General features: G+C 53.5%; 22 protein-coding genes and 2 tRNA genes. 14 read left to right on the top strand and 10 right to left on the bottom strand.

Translation table 11 applies throughout. The features are described from left to right. Positions 1–98 precede the first annotated feature (98 nt). A complete protein-coding gene (gene gltX / locus K6L24_RS05965; RefSeq protein ID WP_062749376.1) occupies positions 99–1,508 on the top strand; it encodes a glutamate--tRNA ligase in 1,410 nt (469 codons plus the stop codon). Positions 1,509–1,552: 44 nt separating this feature from the next. On the opposite strand, the gene K6L24_RS05970 is transcribed toward gltX, so the two are convergent. Next, positions 1,553–1,903: a YfeC-like transcriptional regulator gene (locus tag K6L24_RS05970; protein ID WP_062749378.1), complete on the bottom strand. Its 351-nt coding sequence runs from the start codon at positions 1,901–1,903 to the stop codon at positions 1,553–1,555. A gap of 155 nt (positions 1,904–2,058) precedes the next feature. Further along, a complete protein-coding gene (locus K6L24_RS05975; protein ID WP_062749414.1) occupies positions 2,059–2,847 on the bottom strand; it encodes a formate/nitrite transporter family protein in 789 nt (262 codons plus the stop codon). Between the two features lie 349 nt (positions 2,848–3,196). On the opposite strand from K6L24_RS05975, the gene K6L24_RS05980 reads away from it, so the two are divergent. After that, a tRNA-Ala gene (locus K6L24_RS05980) sits at positions 3,197–3,272 on the top strand. A 50-nt stretch (positions 3,273–3,322) separates the two neighbouring features. Continuing rightward, positions 3,323–3,398, top strand: a tRNA-Ala gene (locus K6L24_RS05985). Positions 3,399–3,615: 217 nt separating this feature from the next. On the opposite strand, the gene K6L24_RS05990 is transcribed toward K6L24_RS05985, so the two are convergent. Further along, positions 3,616–4,800, bottom strand: coding sequence for a NupC/NupG family nucleoside CNT transporter (locus tag K6L24_RS05990; protein ID WP_062749380.1), 1,185 nt, complete (start codon positions 4,798–4,800; stop codon positions 3,616–3,618). Between the two features lie 439 nt (positions 4,801–5,239). Between K6L24_RS05990 and K6L24_RS05995 the strand changes: the two genes are divergently transcribed. After that, a complete protein-coding gene (locus K6L24_RS05995; RefSeq protein WP_062749383.1) occupies positions 5,240–6,478 on the top strand; it encodes an Nramp family divalent metal transporter in 1,239 nt (412 codons plus the stop codon). Between the two features lie 49 nt (positions 6,479–6,527). Here K6L24_RS05995 and K6L24_RS06000 read toward each other — a convergent pair whose 3' ends face one another. Together K6L24_RS06000 and K6L24_RS06005 are read right to left on the bottom strand one after the other, a co-directional pair. Beyond that, a complete protein-coding gene (locus K6L24_RS06000; protein WP_191927801.1) occupies positions 6,528–6,905 on the bottom strand; it encodes a DUF2502 domain-containing protein in 378 nt (125 codons plus the stop codon). 180 nt (positions 6,906–7,085) lie between these two features. Continuing rightward, on the bottom strand, positions 7,086–8,075 hold the full coding sequence (locus K6L24_RS06005; protein WP_191927800.1) for an aldo/keto reductase: 990 nt from the start codon (positions 8,073–8,075) through the stop codon (positions 7,086–7,088). 205 nt (positions 8,076–8,280) lie between these two features. Between K6L24_RS06005 and K6L24_RS06010 the strand changes: the two genes are divergently transcribed. Together K6L24_RS06010 and glk are read left to right on the top strand one after the other, a co-directional pair. Beyond that, entirely contained in the window at positions 8,281–9,936 is a 1,656-nt protein-coding gene (locus tag K6L24_RS06010) for an alpha-keto acid decarboxylase family protein (RefSeq protein WP_222682044.1), read from the top strand. Between the two features lie 94 nt (positions 9,937–10,030). Continuing rightward, a complete protein-coding gene (gene glk, locus K6L24_RS06015; protein WP_062749392.1) occupies positions 10,031–10,996 on the top strand; it encodes a glucokinase in 966 nt (321 codons plus the stop codon). Positions 10,997–11,027: 31 nt separating this feature from the next. Here the strand turns inward: glk and K6L24_RS06020 are convergent, their stop codons facing one another. From K6L24_RS06020 to K6L24_RS06030, 3 genes are all read right to left on the bottom strand, one after another. Further along, on the bottom strand, positions 11,028–11,756 hold the full coding sequence (locus tag K6L24_RS06020) for a LytR/AlgR family response regulator transcription factor (RefSeq protein ID WP_118663553.1): 729 nt from the start codon (positions 11,754–11,756) through the stop codon (positions 11,028–11,030). Positions 11,757–11,769: 13 nt separating this feature from the next. Beyond that, positions 11,770–13,452 carry a sensor histidine kinase gene (locus K6L24_RS06025; protein WP_062749416.1) on the bottom strand — a complete coding sequence of 561 codons (1,683 nt, stop codon included), beginning with the start codon at positions 13,450–13,452 and terminating at the stop codon, positions 11,770–11,772. Positions 13,453–14,028: 576 nt separating this feature from the next. Further along, on the bottom strand, positions 14,029–15,438 hold the full coding sequence (locus K6L24_RS06030; RefSeq protein WP_222682045.1) for an amidase: 1,410 nt from the start codon (positions 15,436–15,438) through the stop codon (positions 14,029–14,031). Between the two features lie 122 nt (positions 15,439–15,560). On the opposite strand from K6L24_RS06030, the gene K6L24_RS06035 reads away from it, so the two are divergent. The 4 genes from K6L24_RS06035 to K6L24_RS06050 all read left to right on the top strand — a co-directional run bounded on the left by K6L24_RS06035 (position 15,561) and on the right by K6L24_RS06050 (position 17,996). Next, positions 15,561–16,133 carry a TetR/AcrR family transcriptional regulator gene (locus tag K6L24_RS06035; protein WP_137269964.1) on the top strand — a complete coding sequence of 191 codons (573 nt, stop codon included), beginning with the start codon at positions 15,561–15,563 and terminating at the stop codon, positions 16,131–16,133. Positions 16,134–16,333: 200 nt separating this feature from the next. Beyond that, a complete protein-coding gene (locus K6L24_RS06040) occupies positions 16,334–16,987 on the top strand; it encodes a hypothetical protein (protein WP_062749402.1) in 654 nt (217 codons plus the stop codon). Between the two features lie 120 nt (positions 16,988–17,107). Further along, positions 17,108–17,650, top strand: coding sequence for a GNAT family N-acetyltransferase (locus K6L24_RS06045; protein ID WP_222682046.1), 543 nt, complete (start codon positions 17,108–17,110; stop codon positions 17,648–17,650). 106 nt (positions 17,651–17,756) lie between these two features. Next, positions 17,757–17,996, top strand: a complete 240-nt coding sequence (locus K6L24_RS06050; RefSeq protein WP_062749406.1) for a hypothetical protein — start codon at positions 17,757–17,759, stop codon at positions 17,994–17,996. A 105-nt stretch (positions 17,997–18,101) separates the two neighbouring features. On the opposite strand, the gene K6L24_RS06055 is transcribed toward K6L24_RS06050, so the two are convergent. Continuing rightward, the gene (locus K6L24_RS06055; protein ID WP_062749408.1) at positions 18,102–18,680 is read right to left on the bottom strand and encodes an XRE family transcriptional regulator; all 579 of its coding nucleotides are present in this window, start codon (positions 18,678–18,680) and stop codon (positions 18,102–18,104) included. Positions 18,681–18,743: 63 nt separating this feature from the next. Here K6L24_RS06055 and K6L24_RS06060 point away from each other — a divergent pair, with 63 nt between their 5' ends. From K6L24_RS06060 to K6L24_RS06075, 4 genes are all read left to right on the top strand, one after another. Then, positions 18,744–19,253: a GNAT family N-acetyltransferase gene (locus K6L24_RS06060; protein WP_222682047.1), complete on the top strand. Its 510-nt coding sequence runs from the start codon at positions 18,744–18,746 to the stop codon at positions 19,251–19,253. Positions 19,254–19,475: 222 nt separating this feature from the next. Beyond that, a complete protein-coding gene (locus K6L24_RS06065; protein WP_062749412.1) occupies positions 19,476–19,910 on the top strand; it encodes a VOC family protein in 435 nt (144 codons plus the stop codon). 232 nt (positions 19,911–20,142) lie between these two features. Then, entirely contained in the window at positions 20,143–20,616 is a 474-nt protein-coding gene (locus K6L24_RS06070) for an NUDIX hydrolase (RefSeq protein WP_191927794.1), read from the top strand. A gap of 295 nt (positions 20,617–20,911) precedes the next feature. Then, a complete protein-coding gene (locus K6L24_RS06075; RefSeq protein ID WP_222682048.1) occupies positions 20,912–22,150 on the top strand; it encodes an IS110 family RNA-guided transposase in 1,239 nt (412 codons plus the stop codon). Positions 22,151–22,203: 53 nt separating this feature from the next. Here K6L24_RS06075 and K6L24_RS06080 read toward each other — a convergent pair whose 3' ends face one another. Continuing rightward, on the bottom strand, positions 22,204–22,584 hold the full coding sequence (locus K6L24_RS06080) for an ArsR/SmtB family transcription factor (protein ID WP_062749582.1): 381 nt from the start codon (positions 22,582–22,584) through the stop codon (positions 22,204–22,206). Positions 22,585–22,709: the final 125 nt, after the last annotated feature.

A 22,709-nucleotide genomic window follows, 5' to 3' on the forward strand; every position in this document is an offset into this window, starting at 1 on the left:
GGGATTGGCGTTGAGGATTCGCCCGCAGGTGATAGAATGTTTCCCCTAAAAGTTTGTTCCGATCAGGCCCCAGCCACCGCGTAATAAGGCATTCATTAATGAAAATCAAAACCCGCTTCGCTCCTAGCCCAACTGGATACCTCCATGTGGGCGGCGCTCGTACCGCACTTTACTCCTGGCTTTTTGCCCGCAATCAGGGCGGAGAGTTTGTGCTGCGTATCGAAGACACCGACCTGGAGCGTTCAACCCAGCAGGCGATCGATGCCATTATGGATGGCATGAACTGGCTGAATCTCGACTGGGATGAGGGCCCGTACTACCAGACTAAGCGTTTTGACCGCTACAATGCCGTTATCGACCAGATGCTGGAAGCGGGCAGTGCGTATAAGTGCTACTGCTCTAAAGAGCGTCTGGAAACACTGCGTGAACACCAGATGGCCAACAACGAGAAGCCACGTTATGACGGCCGCTGCCGCGACAGCCACGAGCATCATGCTGATGATGAGCCGTGCGTAGTGCGTTTCCGTAACCCGCAGGAAGGGTCGGTTATCTTTGACGATCAGATCCGTGGCCCGATTGAGTTCAGTAACCAGGAACTGGATGATCTGATTATTCGTCGTACTGACGGTGCGCCAACGTACAATTTCTGCGTGGTGATCGACGACTGGGACATGGAAATCACCCACGTTATCCGCGGTGAAGACCATATCAACAATACCCCACGCCAGATTAACATCCTGAAAGCCATTGGTGCCCAGGTGCCGGTTTACGCGCACGTTTCCATGATTCTGGGCGATGATGGTAAAAAGCTGTCTAAACGCCACGGTGCCGTGGGCGTGATGCAGTACCGTGACGATGGCTACCTGCCGGAAGCGCTGCTGAACTATCTGGTACGCCTGGGCTGGTCACACGGCGATCAGGAAATTTTCACCATTGATGAGATGAAAAAGCTGTTCGATCTGGATGCGGTCAGCAAATCTGCCAGCGCGTTCAACACGGAAAAGCTGCAGTGGCTGAACCATCATTATATTAACAGCCTGGCGCCAGAATACGTGGCGACCCATCTGCAATGGCATATTGAGCAGGAAAACATCGACACCCGTACCGGCCCTGAGCTGGCACAGCTGGTGAAACTGCTGGGTGAACGCTGTAAGACCCTGAAGGAGATGGCGGCATCATGCCGTTATTTCTACGAAGAATTTGATGAGTTTGATGCCGATGCGGCGAAAAAACATCTGCGTCCGGTGGCCCGACAGCCGCTGGAAGTGGTGCGGGATAAACTGGCTGCGATCACCGACTGGACGGCAGAAAACGTCCATCACGCGATTCAGGCGACGGCAGATGAGCTGGAAGTTGGTATGGGCAAGGTTGGCATGCCGCTGCGTGTGGCCGTGACCGGTGCCGGGCAGTCTCCGGCGCTGGATGTGACCGTGCACGCCATCGGACGCTCTCGCAGCGTGGCGCGTATTGAGAAAGCACTGGCGTTTATTGCCACGCGAGAAGTCTGATACGGCATAAAATAAAAAACCCGGCCAGCTGGCCGGGTTTTTTTTCAATTGCTGATACCCAGTCGTTGCAAAATTCCCTGTATTCCCTCGCGAAGCAACATGGCTGCGAGCTTATCCTGTTCATCATTACTCAATTGTTGTAATGAGGTAATTAACAGAGCAGGAAGTGAGTTTTGATTCACACGATATTGGGCATGGGGTTCTGCAGCATGACGAGTGGATTTAAGGAAGACTTTGACGCGTTCATCAATATGAATCATGCGTGCCTTTCCACCCTGAACTCCGGGCTTCGGTGCCGTCGTCCAGTTCTCTTTTTTCACCCACTTGTTAATCGTCTGTCTGCTAAAACCCGTTTGCTGTGCCAGTTCTTCCGGCGTTAACCAATCCTTTTTCACGTTCTCGTCCCTTTTCTGCCGAATAAAGTCGTAAGCATATTACAACAATTCATCACGTGAACAACTAACACAAATTACTAACCTTGACAGATTAATTCGCAAAATCTGGCGTCGGTTCAAAAAAATATCCCTGACAACTGTCGGTAAGCGTGACGTTAGCGTGAAGCCGGGCTTTCTGACAGGGGGGCGCGGAAGGCGACAAAATAGGCCAGACCAACGAAAATCGCGCCGCCCACGGCATTACCAAGAAACACCGCCACAAAGTTTGGCAGATATTCACTCCAGCTCAGGTAGCCGGCAAAAATGGCGGCTGGAACGATAAACATATTGGCGACCACGTGCTGGAAGCCAATGGCAACGAAAGCCATGATGGGGAACCACATGCCGAAAATTTTGCCAACCACATCTTTACTGGCGAACGCCATCCAGGTCGCCAGACAGACCAGCCAGTTGCAGCCAATACCAGAAATAAAGGCATGAAGGAAATCCGCATTCACTTTTGCGCTGGCAATGGCGACGGTCTTCTTCAGATAGTCACCTTCGGTCATTCCTAACATATGACCAAAGAACCACGCGATGGTGATGCTGCCAATAAAGTTCGCCAGGGTCACCCAGAACCAGTTACGTATTACGCTGAGTGCGCTGATTTGGCGAGCAAACCATGCCACCGGGAGCAGCATCATATTACCAGTCAGTAATTCCCCCCCGGCGAGCACAGTAAGGATAATCCCTACCGGGAATACCGCAGCGCCCAGCAGGATGCCAAATGATCCCCAGTCTGCCGGCAGCTGGTTAACCACGTGAATATAGAGAAGAAAGCCAAATGCGATAAATGCACCGGCCAGAAAACCAAGAATAAGCAGAGAAGATACCGGTGTACGGCTTTTGATCACGCCTGCCTGAACCGCGACAGCTGAGATCTCTTTTGGTGTGTGCAAAGACATATTCGCTCTGGTGAAATAAATAACGGGAAAGGGCGCCAGATTCCGCTGTCCGCTAAAAAAGGCTTCCATCCAGCGCAGAGCAGGGCGTGGCATCAAAATCGGGCGCAGTTTTGCATGCTCGATTAACAAAAACAAGTAGCTTTTAACCTTGTTATTAACGCGTCATTAACAGAACGGCATCGCGGAAACGGCAGTGGCGGAAAGGGGGGTGAAAAACAGGGAGTTAACGCTTTTAGCCCTGCATTGACGGCTTTTTCAGCGATCGATCTCAGATTGTTATTTTAGCGTTGACACCACCTCCACCGTTTCATATCATCCCCGCCGTCAACACGACACAGTTTTCCGGTTTGGGGGTATAGCTCAGCTGGGAGAGCGCTTGCATGGCATGCAAGAGGTCAGCGGTTCGATCCCGCTTATCTCCACCAACTCTTTACCAGAAGACAAGGTGGCACCGGGAAACTGAGAATTAAGATGTGGGGGTATAGCTCAGCTGGGAGAGCGCTTGCATGGCATGCAAGAGGTCAGCGGTTCGATCCCGCTTATCTCCACCAAATTCTGAAAACGCTTTTTTCTTCCTCATAATCTGCTCAGGCGGATTTTTTTTCGTTTCTGTTTTACCCCTACGGATATTTTTCAGCGACTGGTCGCTGAGGTGCACTCTCAGGCTGTATTTAAGCGTCTGTATGGCGATGGAGGCGCGAAGGGCTTGCAGGGAGGGGAAGAAGATTGGGGAGAAAAGAAAGCGGGGCCAGCGGCCCCGCCAGGTGATTACAGTACCAGACCGGCAATTGATGCCGACAGCACGCTCACCAGGGTAGAACCGTACAGCAGCTTCAGGCCGAAGCGCGACACGACGTTACCCTGTTCCTCATTCAGGCCCTTAATGGCCCCGGCGACGATACCGATAGACGAGAAGTTAGCGAATGAGACGAGGAACACGGAGAGGATGCCTTCACCACGCGGAGACAGCGTACCGGCAATTTTCTGCAGATCCATCATCGCCACGAACTCGTTAGACACCAGCTTGGTGGCCATGATACTGGCAACCTGCAGGGCTTCATGGCTCGGTACACCCATAATCCAGGCGAACGGGTAGAACACATACCCCAGAATGCCCTGGAAACTGATACCGAAAATAGTATCAAACAGGGCGTTGATGGCCGAGATCAGCGCGATAAAGCCGATCAGCATTGCGGCGACAATGACGGCCACTTTGAAGCCGGCGAGGATGTATTCACCCAGCATTTCAAAGAAGCTCTGACCCTCATGGGTGTTACCCAGCTTCAGGTCTTCTTCGCTGTCCACGCGGTACGGGTTAATCAGCGACAGCACGATAAAGGTACTGAACATATTCAGCACCAGTGCGGCCACGACGTACTTTGGCTGCAACATGGTCATATACGCCCCGACGATCGACATAGAAACAGTCGACATAGCGGTGGCTGCCATGGTGTACATCCGGCGCTCTGACATCTTGCCGAGAATATCTTTATAGGCAATAAAGTTCTCTGACTGTCCCAAAATCAGTGAACTTACTGCGTTGAAAGATTCCAGCTTCCCCATGCCGTTGATTTTCGACAGCACGGTACCGATAGCACGGATAATGATTGGCAGAATGCGGAAGTGCTGCAGAATACCGATCAGCGCCGAGATAAAGACGATAGGGCAGAGGACGTTAAGCCAGAAAAATGCCAGGCCTTTATCGCTCATATTACCGAAGACGAAGTTAGTCCCTTGCGCCGCATACTTCAGTAGGAGTTCGAACAGATCTGAGAAGCCTTTGACGAAACCCAGGCCAGCTTCCGAGGTCAGGAAGAACCAGGCCAGCAGAACTTCAATGACTAAAAGCTGTATGACAAAACGCACACGGATGTTCTTACGATCGCGGCTGACCAACAGGGCCAGCAGGGCGACTACCGCCAGTGCCAAAGCAAAGTGCAGAATGCGGGACATGTTTGCTCCAAATTTGAGGGCTGTTATATTTCGTTGCACATTCTATGTAACAAGAACGGGAAAAACGAGATCTAAGCCGCAATATAACAATTCCCTATTGCATCAGATTGCAGAAAAGCATGACCCGTCACATGTTTTCACCAAAACTTAACGACTTACCTCATATTCAGGCACGTTATCCCCGATTTAACGCGCGCTGACAAGCGCTGTTTGATTAAAAAATAACCCTTTAGCTGGTAAGTGATTTCCGAATAACCTACAGTAAAAAAGGTTGCTCATTTTTTGAGTTTACCGTAGTTTATTTTGAAGTATAGCCATGGCTATACCTTATAGCGCTGGCTATCACAGCGATAAAAACAACCGTTCCCTATGCACTTGATAATCGTTATCAATGAAAGGCAGCATAGACAGTCAGGTCATCGTTTCAGGGGTAAACACTATGTTCGGAAGCCGCACTGCGGAGCAGAACATTCGCAGTAATCGTAAAATCAAGTTTGCCTTGATGGGGCCCGCCTTTATCGCGGCCATTGGCTACATCGATCCCGGAAACTTTGCCACTAATATCCAGGCCGGAGCCTCCTACGGCTATACCTTGCTGTGGGTGGTCGTGTGGGCCAACGTGATGGCGATGGTCATCCAGCTGATGTCGGCAAAACTGGGTATCGCCACCGGCAAAAACCTTGCCGAGCATATTCGCGACCGCTTTCCACGCCCGGCTGTCTGGTTTTACTGGGTGCAGGCGGAAATTATTGCCATGGCCACCGACCTGGCGGAATTTATCGGCGCGGCCATTGGCTTCAAGCTGGTGTTTGGCGTCAGTCTGCTGCAGGGCGCCATGCTCACCGGGGTGGCCACTTTCCTGATCCTGATGCTGCAGAGCCGCGGGCAGAAGCCGCTGGAATTTATCATTGGCGGATTGCTGCTGTTCGTGGCGGCCGCCTATGTCATTGAGTTGTTCTTCTCACAGCCTAAAATTATCGACCTGATGCACGGTATGGCGGTGCCTTCCCTGCCAACGGCGGATGCCGTGCTGCTGGCGGCGGGCGTACTCGGGGCGACGATCATGCCGCATGTCATCTATCTTCACTCGTCCCTGACGCAAAAAGACGAGGGGGGCACGCGTGCACAGCGCTACTCCTCTACCAAGCTGGATGTGGCCATTGCCATGACCATTGCCGGTTTTGTTAATCTGGCGATGATGGCGACCGCGGCAGCCGCGTTTCACTTCAGCGGCCACAGCGGCATTGCCGACCTCGACCAGGCCTATCTGACGCTGGATCCCCTGCTGGGTAAAGCGGCCGCCGTGGTGTTTGGTCTCAGTCTGCTGGCGGCCGGGCTCTCCTCAACCGTAGTAGGGACGATGGCCGGTCAGGTGGTAATGCAGGGCTTTATCCGCTTCCATATCCCGCTGCTGGTACGTCGCGTGGTCACCATGCTGCCGTCCTTTATTGTGATTATGGCGGGCTGGGAACCGACGCGTATTCTGGTGATGAGCCAGGTCCTGTTAAGCTTCGGTATTGCTCTGGCGCTGGTGCCGCTGCTGGCCTTCACCGGCAATCGTGAGCTGATGGGCGATATGGTGAACTCACGACTGATGCAGAGTATTGGCTGGGTGATTGTGGCCGTGGTGGTGGTATTAAACGGCTACCTGCTGGTGGCCATGGCAATGAACCTCTGACCCTGTCATAAAATAACAGGGCGACCCGGTTACGGGTCGCCCTGAAAAATTACCAGCGGTCGTGACGATCGCGTCGGTCGCGTTCATAATGACGGCGTTCATTTTCATGATGACGCCATTCGCGCCGGCGATCGTGGTCGCGCCAGCGACGCTCCTTTTCCCACTGATGATGACGACGCATCTCCTGATGACGTCGCCACTGCTCGTGTCGCCACCATCGCCCTTCATCGTAGCGGTAGTTATTACGCCACCAGTGGTTGTCGCGCCAGCGGCCACCGTCCCAGTAACGTCCCCGATCGTCACGATCGCCTAAATGCAGTGTAATACCGGGAGCCAGAGTGATGCGTGCGCTGTCGGCGTAAGCTGTGTGTACCGCCAGCGGGGATAAACTTGCCAGCAAAGCGGCAATAAGCAATAAGCGTTTCATATTATCTCCTTTATCAGCGGCCTGACTGCGCCACCGTAGAAGCACAATATAAACAGTTCATCAACGTTACGCCTGGGGAACTCTGAAAATGTGCGGAACAGGCGGATTTGGGATTTTTCTGGAAGGGGAATAACAGAGCCGATCGTTTCTGACCGGCCCGGAGAGGATTGCTGGTCAATATCAATCGAGAATGGCTTCAATCTCTGCCAGTTCATCCGCAGTAAAGTCGCGGTTGCCCAGCATCTGCACGGCGTCATCGATCTGGCTGGTTTTGCTGGCACCGATAAGCACCGAGGTAACGCGGTCGCCGCGCAGTACCCAGGCCAGCGCCATTTGTGACAGCTTTTGCCCGCGACGCAACGCCAGCGCATTCAGTCGCTGCACTTTTTCCATCTTTTCAGGCGTCAGCTGATCGCCACTGAGGAAGCGGCTGCCGCTGGCAGCACGCGAGTCTTCAGGTATGCCGTTAAGATAGCGGTCAGTCAGCATACCTCCCGCCAGCGGCGAGAACGCAATACTGCCTACGCCCTGGTCGGCCAGCACGTCCAGCAGGCCGTTTTCCGGCGCACGTTCAAACATCGAATACTTAGGCTGATGGATCAGACAGGGCGTGCCCAGTTCTTTCAGAAGGGCAATGGCCTGTGCAGCGAGATCCGCCGGGTAGTTTGACAGACCGACGTACAGTGCCTTGCCCTGACGCACCAGATGATCCAGCGCGGTCATGGTTTCTTCCAGCGGCGTTTCCGCATCCGGGCGGTGATGATAAAAGATGTCCACATACTCCACGCCCATACGTTGCAGACTTTGATCGAGGCTGGAAATCAGGTACTTACGCGAACCCCAGTCACCATATGGCCCCTCCCACATGGTGTAACCCGCCTTGCTGGAGAGCACGAGTTCATCACGATAGCCGCGAAAATCCTCGCGCAGGATGCGGCCAAAGTTTTCTTCAGCCGATCCCGGGGGCGGGCCGTAATTATTGGCCAGGTCGAAATGAGTGATACCGTTATCAAAAGCATGTCGCAGCAGTTCGCGGCTGTTATCGACGCGAGTACTGTCACCAAAGTTATGCCATAAGCCGAGGGAAATAGCCGGAAGTTTCAGACCGCTGCGCCCGGTGCGGTGATAGGTCATTGTCTCATAACGGCGGGCATCTGCTTGATAAACCATGAATAAGTCCTGTAGTAAAAACGGGGGAACGCTGAACAGCGTAGTAGTGTATACGGTTACACTAAAGGAAATCGCGCGACGGATCGCAACTTAAAGATAATTCCTGGAGCGTAACGATCCCTTTCCATTTCGCCCCCCACTTTTCCGCTAACAGAGTGAAAATAATCGCTAATACTCAAGTCAGATACCCCAGAGGACCAGGACGATGAAGCGATACACCGTCAGTGATTACCTGCTTGCCCGCTTAAATGAAATGGGAATCGATCATCTGTTTGGCGTACCGGGTGATTACAACCTGCAGTTTCTCGATCATGTGATCGACCATCCGCAACTGGCCTGGGTGGGCTGTGCCAATGAACTGAACGCGGCCTATGCGGCGGATGGGTATGCCCGCTGCCGGGGGGCAGGGGCGCTGCTGACCACTTTTGGCGTCGGCGAGTTGAGCGCCCTGAACGGGGTGGCGGGAAGTTATGCGGAGTATCTGCCGGTGGTGCATATCGTCGGGGCTCCCTCACAGGCTGCGCAGGACAACGGCGAGTTGTTGCACCACACGCTGGGTGACGGCAGCTTTAGCCATTTTTTACGTATGCACCAGGAAATCGCCGTCGCCACCAGCGTGGTGACGGCCGGGAACGCCGCCGCGGAAATCGACCGGGTACTGCTGTCGGCGTTAACCCACCGGCGTCCGGTCTATCTGCTGCTGGCGACTAACGTAGGCGAAAGTCCGCTGTCGCCGCCAGATCAGCCGCTGACGCTGACCGCCGGGCGTTCCAGTGAGTCGCTGGCCGCCTTCGCCGATGCGGCAGAAACGCTGCTGGCCGGTGCGGGGAGTGCGGCAATGCTGGCTGATTTCCTTGCCGATCGCGCCGGGCAGCAGCAGCGCCTGCACGACTGGCTGACTGACGTTCCGATGCCTTTTGCTACCCTGCTGATGGGAAAAAGTGTGCTGCCAGAAGGGCTGTCTGGTTATGCGGGAACCTATGCGGGCGCGTCCAGCTCGGAGAGTACCCGGACGGTGATCGAAGAGAGCGATGTGCTGATCGCCATTGGCGTAAAGTACACCGATACGCTGACGGCCGGATTTACCCAGCGTATTACCCGCAGCCGTACCATTGAAGTTGACCTGCATGATTGCCATGTGGCGGGGCGTAAATTTGCCGGCATACCGATGGCAGCAGCGCTGGCGGTACTGCATTCGTTGTCCCGCCGGCACGGAGCGGGCTGGCAGCAGGGCATTGTTGCCCCGCCGGTGATGGAGAATGCGCCGTCCGACAGCCTGACCCAGAGCACTTTCTGGCAGGCCATACAGCACTTTTTACGACCGGGCGATATTGTGCTGGCGGAACAGGGGACGGCGGCGTTTGGTGCCGCGGCCCTGCGTCTGCCGGACAAGGTTCAGATGCTGGTACAACCGCTGTGGGGGTCAATTGGCTACACGCTGCCGGCCGCCTTTGGCGCGCAAACGGCCCAGCCGGAGCGGCGGGTGGTGCTGATTATCGGCGATGGCTCCGCGCAGCTGACGGTACAGGAGCTGGGGTCGATGCTGCGTGACGGACAGAAGCCGGTTATTTTCCTGCTCAACAATGCGGGTTATACCGTTGAACGGGCTATCCACGGTGCGCAGCAGCGCTATAACGATATTCCCCGTTGGGACTGGACGCGCCTGCCCCAGGCGCTGAGCGTCGACAGTCAGGCGCAGAGCTGGCGTGTGACCCAGACGGTGCAGTTGGAGGCGGTGATGTCGTTGCTCCAGCAGCCGCAGACGTGCCTGTCGCTGGTGGAAGTGGTGCTACCCCAGGATGATATTCCGCCGTTGCTGGCATCCGTCACCCGGGCGTTGCATCAAAGCAACAGCCGGTAAGCCCGGTTTGCGCGTAATTCAGATGTCGCCTTGATGCAACTCGACTGTTTTTGGGTATAGTGTAGGAAATTGAATTCAGCGGAGCAGAACAATAATGACCAGCTATGCCCTGGTAGGTGATGTCGGCGGGACTAATGCCCGTCTGGCACTGTGTGACGTCAGTAACGGTGCCCTGTCACAGGCTAAAACCTTTTCCACCTCAGAATATGCCAGTCTTGAAGCGGTGATCCGCGCTTATCTGGACGAGCAGCAGCAGGATATTCAGCACGGCTGCATCGCCATTGCCTGTCCGATCACGGAAGACTGGGTGGAGATGACCAACCACGACTGGGCGTTTTCGACCAGTAAGTTGAAGGCCAGCCTCGGCTTCGAGGCGCTGGAAATTATTAACGATTTTACCGCCGTGTCGATGGCGATCCCGATGCTCTCCGGTGAGCATGTAATGCAGTTTGGCGGCGGTGCGCCGGTGCCGGACAAGCCGGTTGCGGTTTACGGTGCCGGTACTGGCCTGGGCGTGGCGCATCTGGTGCATGTGGATAAGCGCTGGGTCAGCCTGCCGGGCGAAGGTGGCCACGTCGATTTCGCCGCCAACAGTGAAGAAGAGGATCAGATCCTTGAAGTGCTGCGTGAGGAGCTGGGGCATGTCTCCGCCGAGCGTATTCTCTCCGGCGGCGGGCTGGTGAATCTGTATCGGGCGATTGTTAAATCAGATGACCGGGTGCCAGAAAATCTGAAACCGCGTGACGTCACCGAGCGCGCCCTGCAGGACAGCTGCACAGACTGCCGTCGTGCCCTGTCGATGTTCTGCGTGATCATGGGCCGCTTTGGCGGCAATCTGGCGCTGAACCTTGGCACCTTCGGCGGCGTCTATATCGCTGGCGGCATCGTTCCGCGCTTCCTTGAGTTCTTTAAAGCGTCCGGCTTCCGCGCTGCGTTTGAAGACAAAGGCCGCTTCAAAGACTATGTCTCTGGCATTCCTGTCTATCTGATCACCCACGATCAGCCAGGCCTGCTCGGGGCGGGCGCACACCTGCGTCAGACCCTGGGGCGAGTGCTGTAAACCCTGCCTTTGACGTCAGCTGATGCAGCGGTTACAGCCGCATCAGCTGGCGAAATTCCTTCACCTTACTGCGGCTGACCGGCACCTGAAACTCAAGATCGCGTAGCTTGAGGATGTAGGTATTGTTAAACCAGGGCTCGATCTCGCGGATCTTGCTGAGATTGACACAGTAAGAGCGGTGGCAGCGAAAGAAATACTCATCCGGCAGCCGGCTGCAAAATTCACTGATATTCATCGACATCACATACTCTTCCCGCCGCGTATAGACAAAAGTCAGCTTCTCGTGGGCTTCCGCGTAATAGATATCATTGATATCGGTGACGATAATGCGCTCATCCTTCACCAGGTTAATGGTATGCGGGGCCGGGCGTAACGCTGTCTGATTCAGCGGAGAGTGGCTCTGGCTGTGGTTTTCCAGCTTGCGCAGCAGGGTGATGATGCGCATTTCAGACCAGGGCTTCAGGATGTAGTCAAAGGCCTCCAGCTCAAAGGCTTCTACCGCATGTTCTTTATAGGCGGTGATAAAGACGATGAGCGGCTTATTGGCGAACTTACTGATATTCTGCGCCAGCAGCATCCCGTCCAGCGACGGAATATTGATATCAAGAAAGATCACATCAACCTGATGGGTTTGCAGATACTTCAGCACGTCCAGACCGTCATCAAAAGTCGCTTCAATGGCGATCTGGCTGTGTTCACGGATTAGCCAGCTTAACTCCTGCTGGGCGAGGAACTCGTCTTCTACAATGATCGCTTTCACGCTGTCTCCCGGTTCAGGCTAATGAAATACTCGGTTTTTCCGGCAGACCCACACCGTTTTTACTGATGTAAAACGCAATTTCCGTACCCGGGTTAAGGCGATGAATATGCAGCCCTTCACCGTACAGCAGTTTCACCCGGTGATGCACATTCAGCAGGCCGATCTTATTGCCCGGCATCTCGTTATTTTCCACCCTGGCCACCACGTCCTCACTGATCCCGTTGCCGGTATCACGGACGGCGATACGAATGCGGTCGCCAAGGTCATGAATACTCAGCGTTACCACGCCCTTGCCCCGGCAGGGATGAATGCCGTGCACAATGGCGTTTTCAACCAGCGGCTGGATCAACAGACTGGGTAGCGAGCAGCTGACATCCTCTTCAATGTCATAGATCACCGTCAGTTTATCGCCGAAGCGCGCCTGTTCGATGGCGATATAGTCCTTGATTTGGTAGAGCTCTTTTTTGATATCGATAATCTCGTCATCATTCAGCTCAAGGTTATAGCGCAGATAGCGTGACAGGTTGGTGATCAGCTGGCGCGCGGTGTCCGGATTAATCCGGATGGATGAAGAGATGGCATTCAGGGCGTTAAACAGAAAGTGAGGATTAATTTTGCTCTGCAGCGCCCGAAGTTCGGCCTTATTGGCCATTTCACGCAGCTGCTCGGCACGCGATACTTCCAGCTGCGTGGAGATAATCTGCGACAGCCCGACGGCCATCTCCTTCAGCGACCAGGTGATACGGTGGGCATGGCGGTAGTAAATTTTCAGCGTACCCGTGACCTCACCTTTTTCCCACAGAGGGATGACGATCATCGAGTGGATTTCCGGGGTGCGATGGGCTTCATCATTGTTTTTAATAATGATTTTACCCTCGGTGATGGCTGCCGTGGTGGTCGGGCTGATACCGTCGTCGCCGTTGCGATAGTTTTCTTCTCCCACGCCGACATAAGCGAGGATCTGCTTATTGTTGGTCATCGCCACCGCATCGGCATTAATGTCTTCACGAATGATATGGCATACCTGGCGCAGGGAATGGCTGTTCACCTGGCGGAACAGCGGCAGCGTTTTATTGGCAATATCCAGCGCCAGCTTGGCCTGACGGGCGGCGATGGCTTCTTTTTCACCTTCCACGCTCTGCACCAGCAGCACAATCAGGCCGATGCTGACGGCCCCCAGGATCATCGGGAGGGCAATTTCCGACACGATGTCCAGCCCCAGTGAGGTAGGGGAGGCCCAGGCCACAATCAGCAGCATGGTCAGTGACTCACAGGCCATGCCGCCAATGATACCGATACTCCAGCGCTTCTCTTTGACCACCCTGAGGTTGATCCAGCCGGAGACCACCCCGGCAACAATACTGGTGATCAGGCAGGGCACCGAAGTGACGCCATCCATATCAATCAGGAAGCGGTGCAGCCCGGCAATCACGCCAGTGGCAATCCCCACCCAGGGACCAAAGAGGATGCCGCCAGACATAATCGCGATGGTTCGCACGTTCACCAGCGAGCCCTCCACGTTGATCCCGGTCCAGGTACTGAACAGGGCAAACAGTGAGAAAATCGCGGTGACCGCAATCAGCTCCTGACGCGAATGCTCATCTTTTTGCAGTAACTGGCGGAAGTGACGGGTTCGGGTGATAAAGAACAGGCAGATTAACATCAGCGCTGCGCGGTCAAACACGGCGAGCAACATCTCAAACATCGAATGCACGGGCATCTCGGCTGGTGGGGACAATGCGCCTATGATAGGGAAAGTGCGCAGGATGTGCCAGGCATCCGCACGCCGGAGTGCCCCGATCCCGGTCTGGATCAATTTCTGGCGCTGACTGACCTCTTTTCGCTACAGAGACGGGCTGCCTGTCAGTCCGGATTAAGGTCTCCGCTTGCAGTAAAAAGCCGACAGGCGAAATCACCGTGAGCGATTGCTTCGCTAAACGCCGATGACTGTCCGAAACGCTGATGTTTCAGGATGAACATCAGCGTATTTTGAGCACCTGCCTGGCAAACGATCCCGCAGCTGCTCGCGATTCTACCGTTGAACATCTCCTTTCTGCCGGACACATTCTAAAAAATTATCTTACCCAGCGGTAATCCGGGGCGCGGAGAATGACCGCAGGGAAATTCCTGCGGTTGCTTCATGACGAGGTAAACAGGGTGCTGAAGGGGATTACGCCATCCCTGGCGTGAAAAGGGAATGCGTTACACCGCAGCTGACCCCGGCGTGAACCTGTGTCCCCGGCCTCACCTCACCCGGCGAGGCCACTTATATTCAGAGCGATGGGTGGGATCCTTTTACCGGGCTGACGGCCTCAAGCAGTGACGCGATATGTAAAATGGTTCTTTCCGCATGCCATTTTCCCACTATCTGAACGTTAATCGGCATCCCCTCACGACTTTTGCCGAAGGGGAGGGCTATGCCGGGTAAACCGGTGACGTTAAGTGGGACGGTCGCCCCCTGCAGATAGGTTGCATCCACCTCCTGTCCGTCAATGACAAAATGCGCTACGCCATGCTTGTGGGCCTGCACGGGAAGGACGTGCGTGATCAGCGCATCAAAGCGGGAGAAGTATTCCGCAAAACCATCCCGCAGCCTTTCTGCTGCCTGCTCCGCATCAATATAGTCGGACATTGAGGTGTCCGGCAGTGACAGCATGGTTTTTGCCATTTTGTATAACTCGTCAGGGTGGCGGCCCGCCGTTGCCGCAGCAAAGGCGGGTTTCATTTCCATCACGTGCAGCCTGTTGAATACGTCCAGCGCAAAATCCTGCTCCAGAGCCGGAATACCCACGTGCTCCACTGTCACCCCGATGCCGTGCAGGGCATCTGCCGCTGACTTAACAACGGCGACCACCTCCGGGTCAACCGGACCAAAGCCGGGACCGGTCATCCAGCCAATTCGCAGCGGACGTGAGGACGCCGCGGGCAGCCCATCCGGATAAACCGGCGCGGTGCTGGAAAAGGCGTCGTGCCCGTCAGGGCCGGACAGCTGTGAAAAGGCCAGGGCAATATCACGCACGGAGCGGGCCATCGGGCCCACATGCCAGAACCGGCGGGGTGCACGCGGCCAGATCCCGGTCATCGGAATGCTGCCGTGTGTGGCTTTCATCGACGTGATGCCGGTCTGTGCCGCCGGGCCGCGCACGGAAATGGCCAGATCGGTGCCCAGACCCAGCGGAGACATGCCTGCTGCGATGGCAGCGGATTCACCTCCGCTGGAGCCACCGGGCGTCCGGGTCAAATCCCAGGGGTTATTTGAACGGCCGGAAAGCAGGTTATCGCTCTCGATCCAGTATGAAAACTCGGGCAGGTTGGTCTTCGCCAGCAGGATAGCGCCTGCTTTTTTAAGACGCGCTACGCTGGTTGCGTCCTCATCAGGGCGACGGTCTTTAAAGATCGGCGAGCCACGCTGCGTTAGTACGCCGGCCGTGTCTATCGAATCCTTGACCGTAAACGGAACGCCATGCAACAGGCCGAGATCATCACCTCTCATTACCGCGGCTTCCGCTGCGATGGCCTGCTTCATCGCATCGCCGGCCAGGGTCACGATGGCGTTAACGTCCGGGTTAGTGGCGTTAATGCGGTCAATGTGGGCCTGCATGACTTCCACCGGGGAAATTTCACGGCTGCGGATCATGCTGGCGAGTTGGGTTGCGTCTGAATAAAAAATAGCGTTGCTCATGATTGCCTCTTGAAAGAAAAACTAACTAACAGTTGGTAGGTGAAACAGTAGGCGTATGAGATTGTGTTGTCAACACCTAACTAACAGGTGTTAGAATAATGACTTTCTTCAGGAGAAAAATAATGAGCAAGACATCCAGTGATGAAATCCTTCACGCCGCCCGCCTGAAAGCACAGGCGCATGGTTACACCGGCCTGAACATTCGTGCTCTGGCCGATGAGGTCGGGATTAAAGCGGCAAGCATTTATTATCATTTTGCCAGCAAGGCGGATCTGGGGGCGGCAGTGGCACAACGCTACTGGGAGGATACGGCGCGGGACCTTCATGCAATACGTGAAACGGAAGGCGACGCACTCAACAGTCTGATTCGCTATCCTCATATTTTTCGCCGTTCCCTGGAAAGTGAGAACCGGTTGTGCATGGTGAGTTTTATGTCGGCTGAATATGACGACCTGCCAGATAAAGTCAAAACAGAGGTGCAGAAATTCGCCGATATCAATGTGGCATGGCTGAATACGCAGCTTCAGGACGCCGGTATTTGCCAGCCCGGGGACGGTGAGACGCGGGCGCGGGCGATATTTTCCGCGATTGCCGGTGCTCAGTTAATGGCGCGCAGCCGGAATGATATTGGCCTCTTCGATGAGCTTATTATGGGGTATTCACAGGCAGGACTGTTGCCCTCCGCCAGAATATGACAGGGGCGCAAGGGGCGTCGGGACGGAAAAAATACGTACCCGCTCTCAGCGGATCGACGGGGAAAATCCGTTCGTGAAGACGACGTTGATACGGTAAAAATGACGTTGCTGCGTGAGGACAAAGCGAAACACCGTTGTCGCAAAGGGACATTCCGGGCAGTATGAGGATGCGCTGAAATCATAATAAAACAGGAATGTTCATGTGCCGAAAAGCAACGCTGATAACGTTACCTCTGCTGACCGCATCAGTGTTCCTGCTGACAGGGTGTCCCCCCGCACCAGATCTGGTCCAGTGGCAGCGTCCTGACACGGACACCGACGGCGTGCGGGTCGCGATGGGGCAGTGTGGCGTGCCACTTCCCGGCCCCGACATCCCTAAAACCTATAATGAGTCCGTGCTCTATTACCAGTGCATGGAAAATAAAGGCTTTACCCGTAAAGACGGTTTCAAAATCTGCAGCGTGGGGGTTTTTCATGATACCCCGGCCTGCATCAGCCAGGAGCAGGGACATCCCCTGAGTCAGAAACAGCTTGAAGCACTGCCTTTTGTCGCAGACAGCGGGTTTAATCCGATTGATCCGGCTTACGGTGTGAGCGAATATTCCCTGATTTCCTGGCGTAAGGCGGGGACTTCACAGCATTTCTCACAACAGATTGAAAATGATAAGCAGGCGCTGGTGGTGATGTATCAGTGTGGTTATCCGCAACCTCTGGGCTCGGTACCTTACGTGCCAACGTTACGTAAAGCCGCACAGGTTCAGCGGTGCATGCTGGATAACGGTTTCGAGCCGAAGAATAAGCTCAACCTGGTCTGTCGCCATTATCCGCAGGTCAGCGGTTGCCCAAAAACATGACGGTTTGCGCTGAACTTACCCCGAAGATGCGGTCTCAGGCTTCAACGGAGGGGAATAAAATCAGTAAGCGGACAGATATCAACAGCGAATGTATGGACAACACCCATCCAGGGGGGGAAAGTGGAAATTATAACTGAGCGTCTGATCCTTCGGCCGGTAGTGTCATCCGATGCAGCGTCCCTGTTCAGTATTTATGGTGACCCTGCCACCAACCTGTTCAATCCCGCAGGGCCATATCCGGATATTCTCCATGCGAGAAAGGTTCTGCATCGCTGGACAGAGCATCGTGAACGTCACGGGTTTGGCCACTGGGCCATTGCGCTTCTCGATAATCCTGACAACATCATCGGTTTCGGAGGGCTGCAGATAGCCCGCGTCGCCGATATGTCGATTAACAATCTGGGGTATCGCTTTGCAACGCAGGCATGGGGCAAAGGTCTGGCGACAGAATTTGCCGATCGTGCCGTCCGCTATGGATTTGAAACGATCGCGCTGACCGGGATAAGTGCGGTGGTCAGAAGAAACCATCTGGCCTCGCAAAAAATCCTGCACAACGTCGGGCTGAGGTATATCCGGGACATTGATGATGTGAATGACGCACCGCCGAGCATGTTTTTTTCACTCCGCTCAGATGAGTGGCAAAAAAGTCGTATGGAGGGATGAACCATGCTGATATGCCAAATGCGAATGCCCTCACTCTGCATTTCGCCGTCAGAGGGGATGCCCGTTCAGTATTAAGGACGATTTTTATCAGACAACTGGGAACGGAATGATGGAACATAATGTACTGTATAAAGTGATTGTCGCCTTAGCCGTAGTAGTCAGTATCTGGCTGGATTTCAGACCGAATAAAAGAGTCGTTAACGCGAATCCGGTTATCGCTGCGGCTGACGCCCGCGAACGTCATGCGTGGCGCTATGCCCGCTGGGCGTTGCGGGGCGTGCAGATAACGCTGGGGATTTATCTGTTGTGGACGGCCGTCAGATTCATCCTGACGTCGCCTGGCTAATCACCGGTTACACGACGGGAGGCGATACGCATCACTGTGCAGTAATTGATCGCTGATCCGGACTGATGAAAAACGTGTCTCACCTCATCAGCGTAATGGGGCCCTTCAGACGGGCTTTAGCACCACCACCGCATACCGGCACGTCTCATCAGTCTCATTCCTGAAAACACAATCGGCCGGATCGCCCAACGCCAGACAATCCCCGGTGAGCATCTCGAAAGTCGTCGGCCCTTCTTCAAACGTCAGCCTGCCTTCGAGCACCCAGATCAGCTGACGCCGGGAACGGTAGGAGATAGCCGGCATCGGCACCGCCGTTCTGGCAGGAAGGGCGATGCTGACCAGGTCGACAGGGATAGGGTCCGGTGACACATGGCGACGAATGTAATGGCTTTCGGGATCCTGCCAGACCACCTGATTTTCATACCTTACCAGCGTACCGGGTCGCACTTCTGCCAGAGCAATAAGCTGTGACATAGACATATCGAACGCACCTGAAAGCCGTGCCAGCAGTGTTGCTGTAGGGCTGCTTTCGCCACGCTCTATTTTGTGGATCATGGCACGCGAGACGCCAGAATGCTCTGCCAGTTCGGTCAGCGACCATCCCTTCTTTTCTCGTTCCTGCCGCACTTTCTGACCGATGCGAACATTGATCTTGTCTTCTTTAGTGGACTTTTTGTCTGTCATGGTGGATAGCTACAATAGTGTACAATTCATCTACTTTAGTGAATGACCTGCGAGGTGTCTACCATGCTTATTCGTCCTGCCAGAGACAGTGACGCGGAAAGGATTGCGGAAATTTATAACGATGCGGTACTGAACACGACCGCTATCTGGAATGAAAACACCGTGGATTATCTCAACCGGATTACGTGGATGCGTGCCCGGAATGATGCAGGGTTTCCTGTCATTGTGGCGGTAGATGAAACCGACAGAGTGCTGGGGTATGCATCTTATGGTGACTGGCGTCCCTGGGATGGCTACCGGCACACCGTTGAGCACTCTGTTTATGTTGATAAAAACGCGCGTGGAAGCGGGGCAGGCACGGCACTCATGCAGGAACTGATCAGACTGGCCAGCGCACAGGGCAAGCACGTCATGGTGGCCGGAATTGAATCTGAAAACAGTGCTTCCATCGCGCTACACAAAAAGCTCGGCTTCCGCGAAGCGGGCCGGGTCTCTGAAGTCGGCACCAAATTTGGCCGCTGGCTGGACCTGACCTTTATGCAACGGCATCTGGATGCGCGTGACGTCCCCTGAAATGCCTGAGCCTGCATGACTCATAGGTTCAATAAGGCCTTATGGAGGCGCTGGACGCTTGATGTAACCCAGGCAGTGTCTGCTTTGAGCGAGGAGCGGACATTCGCAATTTATCGATAAAAGATGCAGGCTTGTAAAACGGTCGCGCGTTTATCGTGTAGAAATAAAGCAGGACTTCTATATAGTTGGATGATGAACTTTCAAAACTCAGCAGGTAATTGCATGATCTTAAGTGTTAATCACGTTGGTTTTTCAGTTAAAAACATTGAAGACTCATTATTATTTTGGACTCAGATTCTTGGAGGTAAATTATTACGTGAAGGAAAAATGTCTGGACCTATAATCGATGAGGTAACAGGTGCAAGGGGAGCTGATGTACAAATGGCTTTGCTTGAACTGGCTGATATTCAAATTGAATTACTACAATACAATAACATTGAGCAGCCAGAAGAACCTTCAGCGCCCTATATCCCAGGCTACGCTCATCTTGCTTTTATAGTTGAGGATCTTGATACGCTCTTGGGCAAAGTATCGGACTACGGCTGGAAGACGCCGGGTAAACCTCAGACAGTGTTGTCAGGCCCCATGCAGGGAACCAGAGTAATATATTTACAAAGCCCTGATGGTCAGACGCTTGAATTGATGGAACGCAGTTAATAAGGACCACATATTATGGCCTGGTACCCTCTAATTAAAACAGTGATGTTTGCAAAGTTCGCTACTGGCACAAAACGGACTGACGCCAGGCTAATGTCAGCTTCGAGCGAGAAGGTGACGTTGAACGCAGTTAAAGCTGAGAAAAATCATTTTTAAATCAGGGGAGTAACAATGCCGCTTATGTTTACATAAATTCAATAATTAGGGTTTAACCTTACTTAAAGGGGGCTTTGTGCGCACTCGTCCATCATCTCGATTGATCGTTCTTTCGCCTGAAAATCACGTCCTGCTTTTTCGTTTCTGCCATACAGATGATGCTCTGAGTGGAAAGACATACTGGGCAACACCAGGTGGAGGACTCGAACATAATGAATCCTATGAGCAGGCTGCTTTACGCGAATTATTTGAAGAAACCGGTCTGACAAGAGCCGCAGCAGGACAGCAGGTAGCATCCAGAACCTTCACAATGATGCTACCAAGTGGGGAGACAGTTCTTGCTGAAGAGCGTTTTTTTGTTATTTATACAGATAAATCAGATATCGATAGCTCAGGCTGGAGTTGCAACGAAAAGAAAGTCATTCGCGATCACTATTGGTGGGCAGTCGATGAGCTCAGACAGACTAAAGAAACAATCTTCCCACACGATTTGCTCATGAACATACTTGAAGGCAAATTAACCAGCTATGCAAAACACAGCGCATCATAATAATTTTAACGCCTTCTTTTGTCACGAAGCAGACCTGTAGAGGATTCGTCAGGTCCGCTGTGAGCGAGATATAGTCATTTGGACCCTGAGAATTACACTTTTAAGTGATTCAGGGTATGCGCTTACGGGTTACGAATATTGAGCGAGAATCATGTGATGATCGCCGCTTTTCTTTCGAACCAGTAGGTGCTCCACGTTCGCTAACGAATACTCAGGGCATGCAGATAAACTGCTGGCTATATTTCTTTCGAAGAGCGTGGAATGCATACCAATCCCCGATAAAAAGGAGTTGGTGATGACTGTGACTAATCAGTTTGCTGCGCACGTTGGTCTGGACTGGGCAGATAAAAAACATGATGTCTGTGTTCAGTTTAAAAACGGTGAACGCGTATTCCATGTAATTGAACATACAGCAGAAGCGCTTGATGCCTGGCTTACTGAGTTACACCAGAAGGTAAAAGGCAGGATCGCTATAGCTCTCGAGCTGAAGAAGGGACCCGTGGTATATGCTCTTCAAAAATATCCCTTTATCACCGTTTTCCCCGTCCACGCTTTGTCACTGGCTCGTTACCGGCAAGCCTTCTCTCCCAGCGGCGCTAAAGATGACCCGCAGGATGCCGAGCTGGCATTAGAGTTAATGCTGCGTTATCCCCAAAAGATAAAAGCTATTGAACCCGACAATGCGGATATCCGGTTACTCCAGCAACTGGTTGAGCAACGTCGTCAACTGGTTGAAGATAAACGACGCTTTGTGAACCGGATAATCAACACGCTTAAACAGTATTATCCTCAGCCCCTGGAGTGGTTCTCACATCGGGGTAGCTTACTGTTGTGTGAACTGATTATACGGTGGCCCAGTCTGCAACAACTTAAACGAGCCAGGCGCGAGACGATCCGCAACTTTCTGAATGCCAAAGGCGGTCGCGCAATGGCCCTTACCGAGCAGCGTGTTGTAAGTATTGATAACGCGATCCCATTGACGACAGACTCGAGTGTTATAGAGGCTAATGCTTTGATGGCAACAGCACTGGCGACACAAATTAAAGTCGTGAGTGAAATCATAAAAACCTATGACGAACGAATCGAAGCGCTGTTTGACACATTGCCAGATGCGGGGCTGTTCAAATCACTTCCAGGCATGGGGCCGTGTATGGGCCCAAGAATGCTTGCTGCACTTGGTGATAACCGTGACCGGTTTAATAGCGCTGAAGAAATTCAAAGCTACGCAGGTATTGCACCGGTGACAGAAAGAAGTGGCCAGAAATGCTGGGTTCACTGGAGATGGCAGTGTGCCAAGTTCGTCAGGCAGACCTTCGTTGAATGGGCTGCCAAAACGGTTAACTCATCATACTGGGCCAGACTTTATTATCAGGGACTGCGAGAAAAAGGAAAATCTCACCAGTCTGCAATCCGGGCTCTGGCATTCAAATGGATAAGGATCATTTACCGCTGCTGGAAGACCAGAACCCAGTACGATGAGGCGAAGTATTTGCTGGCTCTCGAAGCGCGACACTCGCCCTTACTGAAGCCATAAAAAGCTTGTCGAATGTCTCAGGGCGTGAAGCGGACTTTCGCACTCCATTCCTTTTACTTCTCCTCTGCGCGAGCTTTTTGTTCTGTGGATGGCGTCGGCAGATTCCTGACTGTTGATTCCTGCGTCAGTGCGTCGTTTTCCACAGCACCCAACAAAGCATCCAGCAGCCCGGGAAAGCGAGCATTAAGATCTTCCCGGCGCAGCGATAGTAAATTTTCGCGCCCGAAAGGGCGCTGCCAGATAACGCCACTATCCCGTAAGACACGCCAGTGGTGAGTCAGCGTCGATTTAGGAATCCCACTCAGCACGGCGCTACAGGCATGTTCACCGCCGCCCGCCAGCACCCGAACCACCGTCAGACGTAATGGATTTCCCAAAGCTGTCAGCACGTTTTCAAGACGTATTTGTTCCGCATCAGGGTGTTTAGAAAGCATGGGGTTTCTCAGCAGATAGTGGACATGCCAACACTATACTTTAAATTTTATCAGTTGACTAATGTACGAGTACATACATACATTAAATGTACGTATGTACTCGTACTTTAGTTTATATGGAGATT

It is taken from the genome of Erwinia persicina, assembly GCF_019844095.1.
In the GTDB taxonomy this organism is placed as follows: domain Bacteria; phylum Pseudomonadota; class Gammaproteobacteria; order Enterobacterales; family Enterobacteriaceae; genus Erwinia; species Erwinia persicina.